This window comes from Pseudoalteromonas sp. SIMBA_162 (genome assembly GCF_046535955.1).
Lineage (GTDB): Bacteria > Pseudomonadota > Gammaproteobacteria > Enterobacterales > Alteromonadaceae > Pseudoalteromonas > Pseudoalteromonas marina.
Genome location: NZ_JAWJBQ010000410.1, coordinates 1 through 272, shown reverse-complemented (window position 1 = coordinate 272; position 272 = coordinate 1). Strand labels below are relative to the sequence as shown.

General features: G+C 57.7%; 1 protein-coding gene. It reads right to left on the bottom strand.

The window, feature by feature from the left end:
• Positions 1-242: aminotransferase class III-fold pyridoxal phosphate-dependent enzyme (locus R0J88_RS20260; RefSeq protein ID WP_410900914.1), on the bottom strand; the 242-nt coding region annotated here is incomplete at its 3' end.
• Positions 243-272: the final 30 nt, after the last annotated feature.

Here is a 272-nt window from a genome sequence, read left to right as displayed (position 1 = left end):
ATGGTGTAGAAAGTACGGCCGTGGTAGCCGCCGTCAAAGCAGATCACGTTAGAACGGCCGGTGGCGGCACGGGCAATCTTTACCGCGTTTTCCAGCGCTTCGGCACCGGAGTTGGCCAGCATGACTTTGGCATGACCACGCACGGGAACGATGTGGCTCAGCTTTTCAGCCACTTTGACGTAGCCTTCGTAGGGCATGACCGTTTGGCAGGTGTGCATCACCTTATCCAACTGGGCTTTCACAGCGGCCACAACTTTCGGGTGACGATGCCC